We start from the raw sequence: 6,460 nt of genomic DNA, 5'->3' as shown, positions 1-6,460 counted from the left end.
GCGACGATTATGCCGTCGAGGTCCCCGGGGTCGACATTTGCATCATCCAGTGCTTTTTTTGCGGCGCCGAGCGTTATATCCGAATTCGCCGTGCCTTTCGGGGCAATGCGCCTCTCCTTTATTCCCGTCCTCTCCGTTATCCATTCGTCGGTCGTATCGACCATCTTTTCCATGTCCTTGTTGGTAACGACATTCTCGGGTACGGAATAACCCATCCCCTCTATTACTGCTCCCATATTATCCTCCAGGAAAGTTGCTCCCTGCCGAAGTGTCGATATGGATACGTTCGGCCATCCGGGAAACTTTCCTTTTGATCTCTTCCTCCAGGCTGAAGGCATGAAGGCCCGCTGCAACCTTGATCGCGTTTTTTATCGCGTGGGCGTTGGATGAGCCGTGGCAGATGACTATTCCCCCGTTGACGCCCAGCAGCGGGGCTCCGCCATACTCCGAATAATCGACCTTTTTCCTCATACTGCGGAGCGCGGGCTTTGCAAGAAGATAGCCCATCATCGCCAGCATCGACTTTCTGAACTCATTGCGTATAAAATCGCCAAAAGCGACGGCAAGCCCCTCGAGGGATTTCAGGACTAAATTCCCGACGAAACCGTCACAGACGAACACATCCGCCCTGTCCGCAAAAAGATCTCTTCCTTCAGCATTCCCGATAAAGTTGATGTCGAGGGTTTCCAGGATCTTTCCGCTCTCCTTCGTAAGGTCATTTCCTTTCTGCCGCTCCTCCCCATAACTCAAAATGGCGATCCTGGGGTCAGGGATGTTCAGTATGCTCTTTGCGTAGACCTCCCCCATCAGGGCAAACTGGGCCAGGTTGAGCGGCTTGCAGTCGACGTTTGCCCCCGCATCGATGAGGACGATCTTCCCGAGAGGGGTGGGAATGGGCGTTCCAATAGCGGGCCTGTCCACGCCGGGAATATTCCTCAGGATAAAAATTGCTCCGGCCATGACTGCACCGGAATTTCCGGCGCTCACAAAAGACTGTGCCTCACCGGCGCCGACGAGATTCAGGCCGATATTTATGGAGGAATTCTTTTTCTTCCTGAATGCCACTCCCGGCTGCTCGTCCATGCTGATAACCTCCGGCGCATCGACCAGTTCGATCGACAGCGACCGGGTGTGGAACTTCTTCAGATACCGCGCGATCTCCTCTTTCTTCCCCACGAGCACAACGGGAACATCGTACTCCGATGCAGCGAGTACAGCGCCGCGCACAACCTCCAACGGGGCGAGGTCGCCGCCCATTGCATCAACAGCTACTTTCATATGACGTTACCCCAGTTATCAGGAAACTCACTCGGCTAATATCTGTTCTCCACCGTAAGTCCCGCAGGACTGGCAAACTCTGTGGGGAATTTTCGGCTCCCCACATTTGGAGCAGAGTGAGCGGGGTGGAGGAGTTGTCTTTTTATGAGTTCTCCTTTTGTCTCTCCTGGATCTGGACACTTTCCGTTTCGGATGGGCCATGTCTGTTACTCCATCTTCGAGCGAAGTGATTTCAGCTTTTCCAGCCTCGGATCCACATCGAACCCCTTGCACGAGCAGCTGGATCGGTTGAGGTTCATTCCACACACCTGGCAAAGCCCCTTGCATTCGTCGGTGCAGAGAATCTGCTGGGGCAATGATAGCACGAGATGCTCGTATATGACGTCCTCGAGGTAAAAACCCTCGCCATCGAAAAACGTGATCTCCAGGTCTTCCCTCTGCAGCTGGTGATCCCCTCCCGACGCCAACATCTCGTAGCTCTCGAATATTTTATTGAAGGATATATCCATATTTCTCGTCACGTGCTCACCGCATCTGTCACAGGAATAGGAAATATCCCCCCCGCAGTTACCGGCGAGGATAAGATCCTTTCCGGAGATTGATACGTTAAACTCCACCCAGGTGACGTGTAACGTATCTAAAGGAAACAGTTCCCTGCCCTCAAAATCCAATTCCACCCCGGGGGTTTGCCCCTTTTGCACCTGGTATCCCTCCGGGGGTATGTTAGAGACGCATATGTACATTTCACCCTCATGAAAATTTGAATGTAAATATTAATGAAATAGATTCACCCTGTCAACAAGGATACACACCCGGGGTCACACGGTTGTTTTCCTCTGCCTAATAAATTAACATATTAAAACATCTGTTAATTTTTTTTTTAACACCGGGCCATTGCCAGGAGGAATGATGAGAAGAAAACCTTACGTGGCCGGACAGTTCTACCCATCAGACCCCGGGCAGCTTCAGAAGGAGCTCGACAGGCTTTGCCCGCAGGTGACGGAAAAGGAAGATGCAATCGCCCTGATTTCCCCTCACGCCGGGTACGTGTATTCAGGGGGCGTGGCGGGTTCCCTCTACGCCGGTGTAAGATTGCATGACACCTGTATCATCTTGTGCCCGAACCACTCCGGCATGGGAGAAAAGTGCGCCATCATGAGCCGTGGGTCCTGGACCATCCCCTTCGGGGAAATAGCCATTAACGAGCACCTGGCAGACCTGATAAAAAACAACAGCGGAATCGTTGCAGAAGACTACAGCGCCCACACATACGAGCATTCCCTCGAGGTCCAGCTTCCCTTTATTTACCACTTCAAGGACACGTTCGATTTCGTGCCGATAGCGCTGAAGAGCCTCTCGGTCGAGGAGTGCAGACAGCTGGGCATGGCAATCGCGAAGTCCGTTGTGGAATATGAAAAGGATGTCACGCTCGTAGCGAGCACGGACATGACGCACTATGAGCCCGACGCGGTGGCCAGGGAAAAAGATAGCATGGCAATCGAAAGGATCCTCCAGCTCGATCCCCAGGGCCTTTACACCACGGTCAGGGACAGGGGCATCTCCATGTGTGGTTACATTCCCACCACGGTGGTCATACACGGTGCGGTAGAACTCGGGGCGCGATCTGCAAATCTGGTAAAATACGCGACTTCCGGCGAAGTGAGCGGTGATTTTCAGCAGGTGGTCGGGTACGCGGGAATCTATCTCAAATAGCACCCAAGAGAGGGCGAGATGGTCGTGAGGACGAGGTTTGCACCAAGCCCCACCGGGTTTTTGCATATCGGTGGCGCGAGGACGGCCCTTTTTAACTGGCTATACGCAAAAAACAGGAAAGGGCAGTTCATCTTGAGAATCGAGGATACGGACTATTCGCGGTCGAACGAAGAGTCGGTAAACGCCATCCTCGACGGCATGCACTACCTTGGCCTCACCTGGGACGAAGGGCCCTTCTTTCAGTCGGAGAGGCTTTCCATTTACCGGCAATACAGCGAACGATTGGTCTATCAGGGAAAGGCATACCGGTGCTTTTGTACCAAGGAAGAGCTCGATGCTGAACGGACCAGGCTTTTAAAGGAGGGGCAGAAGCCGATGTACAACAGGCGGTGTCTCCATGCTCCACCCGCGGGGCGGGAAGAGCACGTTTTGCGCTTCAAATGCCCCGATGAGGGAGAAACGATCGTAGAGGACCTTGTCAAAGGGACGGTCCGGTTCAAGAACCAAGAGCTCGACGATCTCGTAATCGTGCGATCCGACGGGGTGCCCACGTACAACTTCACCGTGGTCGTGGACGACGCACTCATGGGGATAACGCACGTGATACGGGGGGACGACCACTTGAACAACACCCCCCGGCAGATACAGATCTACCATGCCCTGGGTTTTGCCCCTCCCCTCTTCGGCCACGTGCCGATGATCCTGGGGTCGGACAGAGCGAGGCTGAGCAAGAGGCACGGCGCACTGTCCGTCACCGCCTACCGGGACGCGGGATACCTCCCCGAAGCCATGACGAATTATCTCGTGAGACTCGGGTGGTCCTTCGGTGACCAGGAGATCTTTTCCGTCGATGAGCTCGTTGAGAAATTTTCAACCGATAACATCGGGAAATCTTCCGGAACCTTCAACCCCGAAAAGCTCCTCTGGGTCAACCACCAGCACATCATCAACTCTCCCCCGGAGAGGATCGCCCGCGCGGTTCTCCCCTTCTTCAAGCAGATCGGTGCCGACCCTTCGAAACACCCCCGATATGAGTACGCCGTAAAAACGCTCCAGGAGCGGTCCAAAACCCTAGCCGAACTGGCGGAGTCAGGGCTCTTCTACTTCACCGAGGAGATCGAGATAGAGGAAGAGGGGAGAAAAAAGCTTCTGAAGGCGGATATGGGCCCTCCCCTCGCATACCTGGTCGAACTTCTGGAAGATCTCGATCCCTTCGAAGAGGTTGGCATCGCAGGGTGCTTCGAAAAAGTGATGGAGCGCTTCTTGATGAAGCTGGGGAAAATCGCACAGCCCGCCCGGGTGGCCCTGACGGGAAAACGGGTGAGCCCGGGAATATACGAGGTCATATGGGTGCTCGGCAAAGATGTCTCCGTCAGGCGCCTCCGCAGGGCTGTTGACCTGATTCGGCTTGACTCGCAAAATCTATGACAATAAAATAGTTTTTTCGATGAGGAGTAGTGTAACGGCAACACGCTTGGCTCTGGACCAAGTTATCCAGGTTCGAATCCTGGCTCCTCAGCCAATTATCGGTCCCATCGTCTAGTCTGGCCTAGGACATCGGCCTCTCACGCCGAAAACGGGGGTTCGAATCCCCCTGGGATCACCAGACACAAAGGGCAGGCGAAGGCCTGCCTTTTTTCATGTCCACGGAAGCCCCCACAATGCGCCGAATCCGTTCGAATTAGCTTGACACCGGCAAGTACCGCCATTATCTTAATAAACATACGTCCGCTATTAATTTTTTATTAGCATTAACCAGCTTTGATGGTTTCAGGTGTCGAAATGGTTCTGGTATGGCGTCAACCATGAGACACGGAACATCACATTAACTACTCAAAAGGGGGGGTAACATGAAGAACAGAAAATTGGTCATTTGTTTGACCGCACTGACCCTGGTGACATTTCTTGCGGCCTCCGTGGTCTTTGCGGAAAACCCCAAAGTACCCGATAAAATCGTCATCGGTCACCCCGCAGCCCTGTCGGGAAAGTATGCAAAGGCCGGGGAGCAGGCAGTTGGCGGGATTCTTGCGAACATAAAATGGGTCAACGAGGTACACGGTGGGGTCACCTTAAACGGCAAGAAGGTGCCCCTGGACTATATCAAATATGACTGCGAGTCGAAGAAAGAGTCCGTGACAAGCCTTCTCGAAAGGCTCATTACGGTTGACAAGGTCCACTTTACCTTCGCCCCCTACAGCTCGGGTCTCACCCTTGCCGGCGCACCCATCGCCGAAAAGTACAGCATGATCTACATGGATCACGGCGGGGCCAGCGACAAGATTTTCGCTCAGGGGTTCCAGTACATCGTCCAGACAATCGGGCCGGCTTCCAACTATCACAGGGGAACCCTCACGATGATCCAGAAAACGTTCCCGGAAGTCAAGAGGGTGGCGCTGGTCTATGAAGATTCCGAGTTCGCCCGGGCGGTCATGGAGGGATCGGAAGGGCACGCGAAGAGGCTCGGTTTCGAAATCGTCTTCAAGCGCACCTACCCGAAGGGCGTTACCGACCTAACGCCCCTTCTGTCGGCGATGAAAGCATCCAACCCGGAAGTGGTCATCGGAGGAGGCCACTTCGAGGACGGGCAGCTCTTCAACAGGCAGCTTGCGGACCTCGACATCAACCCGAAAGCGCTTTCCCTCATTGCTGCCGCCACGCTTCCCGCCTTTTACGAAGCCCTTACGACACAGGCCGAGGGCGTCATGGGCCCCTCCCACTGGGAGTATGGCGTTACCTACTCGGCGGAGGCCGCAAAGAGAGCCAACCTGGAGTGGATCGGCCCAAGCCAGGATGAGTTCGTGAAGCTCTTCAAGGAAGCTCTCGGAAAGGACATAATCCCCGACTACCACGCCGCCGAATCGGGTGCTGCAGTTCTCGGACTCGTCATGGCCATCGAAAAGGCAAACAGCCTGAATTCGGACGTGGTGCGACGGGAACTCGGCGCGCTTACATTCATGTCTTTCTATGGCGGCTGGGACATCGACGACACGGGAAAGCAGGTGGGGCACGACATGGTCGACGTTCAGTGGCAGGATGGGAAACGGGTAATCGTATGGCCCACATCGGCACAGACGGGAGAGCTCGTTTTTCCCATGCCCACTTTCGCTGAAAAGGCAAAAGGGGTGAAAGCGGTTCAGAAAAAGTAAACGGGCGTAAAAGGGCTTTGCAAAAGCCGTGAGCTGTTCCTGAGATACCGAGACGATGACGCTCGATTATACACGCTGACAGAATAGCACCCCTCCCCGGGGATTGGTCTCCCCGGGGAGGATTTTTATGTCCGTCCTACACCCCCTGTCCGGAAACCGTCGGAGGAGCGGACCATGCTGCACGGACAACTGATAGGAAACCTGATACAGGGCCTGATACTGGGCGCAATCTACGGAATGGCAACGATGGGGCTCAGCCTGATATTCGGGGTGCTGAAAGTGGTGAACGTGGGCCACGGCGCTTTCATGATGGTGGGAGCCTT

Annotated in this window: 6 protein-coding genes, 2 tRNA genes and 2 pseudogenes (2 of these 10 cut by a window edge); 6 read left to right on the top strand and 4 right to left on the bottom strand. The window is 54.5% G+C overall.

Going from position 1 to position 6,460, the window contains the following annotated elements; genetic code table 11:
• From fabH to GTN70_10010, 4 genes and pseudogenes are all read right to left on the bottom strand, one after another.
• A pseudogene (gene fabH, locus GTN70_10025) lies at positions 1–236 on the bottom strand (beta-ketoacyl-ACP synthase III); it reaches 700 nt to the left of the window's first position.
• Position 237: 1 nt separating this feature from the next.
• A complete protein-coding gene (plsX, locus tag GTN70_10020; GenBank protein ID NIO17308.1) occupies positions 238–1,278 on the bottom strand; it encodes a phosphate acyltransferase PlsX in 1,041 nt (346 codons plus the stop codon).
• Positions 1,279–1,305: 27 nt separating this feature from the next.
• Positions 1,306–1,479: a 50S ribosomal protein L32 gene (gene rpmF, locus GTN70_10015; protein ID NIO17307.1), complete on the bottom strand. Its 174-nt coding sequence runs from the start codon at positions 1,477–1,479 to the stop codon at positions 1,306–1,308.
• 5 nt (positions 1,480–1,484) lie between these two features.
• Positions 1,485–2,021: a hypothetical protein gene (locus GTN70_10010; protein NIO17306.1), complete on the bottom strand. Its 537-nt coding sequence runs from the start codon at positions 2,019–2,021 to the stop codon at positions 1,485–1,487.
• Positions 2,022–2,187: 166 nt separating this feature from the next.
• Between GTN70_10010 and amrB the strand changes: the two genes are divergently transcribed.
• The 6 genes and pseudogenes from amrB to GTN70_09980 form a co-directional block, all read left to right on the top strand.
• Complete coding sequence (amrB, locus tag GTN70_10005) at positions 2,188–2,991, top strand: AmmeMemoRadiSam system protein B (GenBank protein ID NIO17305.1); 804 nt, start codon at positions 2,188–2,190, stop codon at positions 2,989–2,991.
• Between the two features lie 18 nt (positions 2,992–3,009).
• Positions 3,010–4,419: a glutamate--tRNA ligase gene (gene gltX, locus GTN70_10000; GenBank protein NIO17304.1), complete on the top strand. Its 1,410-nt coding sequence runs from the start codon at positions 3,010–3,012 to the stop codon at positions 4,417–4,419.
• Between the two features lie 20 nt (positions 4,420–4,439).
• Positions 4,440–4,513, top strand: a tRNA-Gln gene (locus GTN70_09995).
• A gap of 6 nt (positions 4,514–4,519) precedes the next feature.
• Positions 4,520–4,597: transfer RNA gene (locus GTN70_09990), tRNA-Glu, on the top strand.
• Positions 4,598–4,841: 244 nt separating this feature from the next.
• The gene (locus GTN70_09985) at positions 4,842–6,137 is read left to right on the top strand and encodes an ABC transporter substrate-binding protein (GenBank protein ID NIO17303.1); all 1,296 of its coding nucleotides are present in this window, start codon (positions 4,842–4,844) and stop codon (positions 6,135–6,137) included.
• Between the two features lie 174 nt (positions 6,138–6,311).
• Positions 6,312–6,460, top strand: a pseudogene (locus GTN70_09980) (branched-chain amino acid ABC transporter permease); it runs 714 nt beyond the window's last position.

This window comes from Deltaproteobacteria bacterium (assembly GCA_011773515.1).
Classification (GTDB): Bacteria; Desulfobacterota; Deferrimicrobia; order J040; family J040; genus WVXK01.
This window is presented reverse-complemented; position numbering and strand designations above follow the sequence as displayed.

Excerpts from the sequence above, each read along its gene's own strand:
- plsX (NIO17308.1), bottom strand. The coding sequence starts at position 1,278 with ATGAAAGTAGCTGTTGATGCAATGGGCGGCGACCTCGCCCCGTTGGAG.
- GTN70_09985 (NIO17303.1), top strand. The coding sequence starts at position 4,842 with ATGAAGAACAGAAAATTGGTCATTTGTTTGACCGCACTGACCCTGGTG.
- gltX (NIO17304.1), top strand. The coding sequence starts at position 3,010 with ATGGTCGTGAGGACGAGGTTTGCACCAAGCCCCACCGGGTTTTTGCAT.
- GTN70_10010 (NIO17306.1), bottom strand. The coding sequence starts at position 2,021 with ATGTACATATGCGTCTCTAACATACCCCCGGAGGGATACCAGGTGCAA.
- rpmF (NIO17307.1), bottom strand. The coding sequence starts at position 1,479 with ATGGCCCATCCGAAACGGAAAGTGTCCAGATCCAGGAGAGACAAAAGG.
- amrB (NIO17305.1), top strand. The coding sequence starts at position 2,188 with ATGAGAAGAAAACCTTACGTGGCCGGACAGTTCTACCCATCAGACCCC.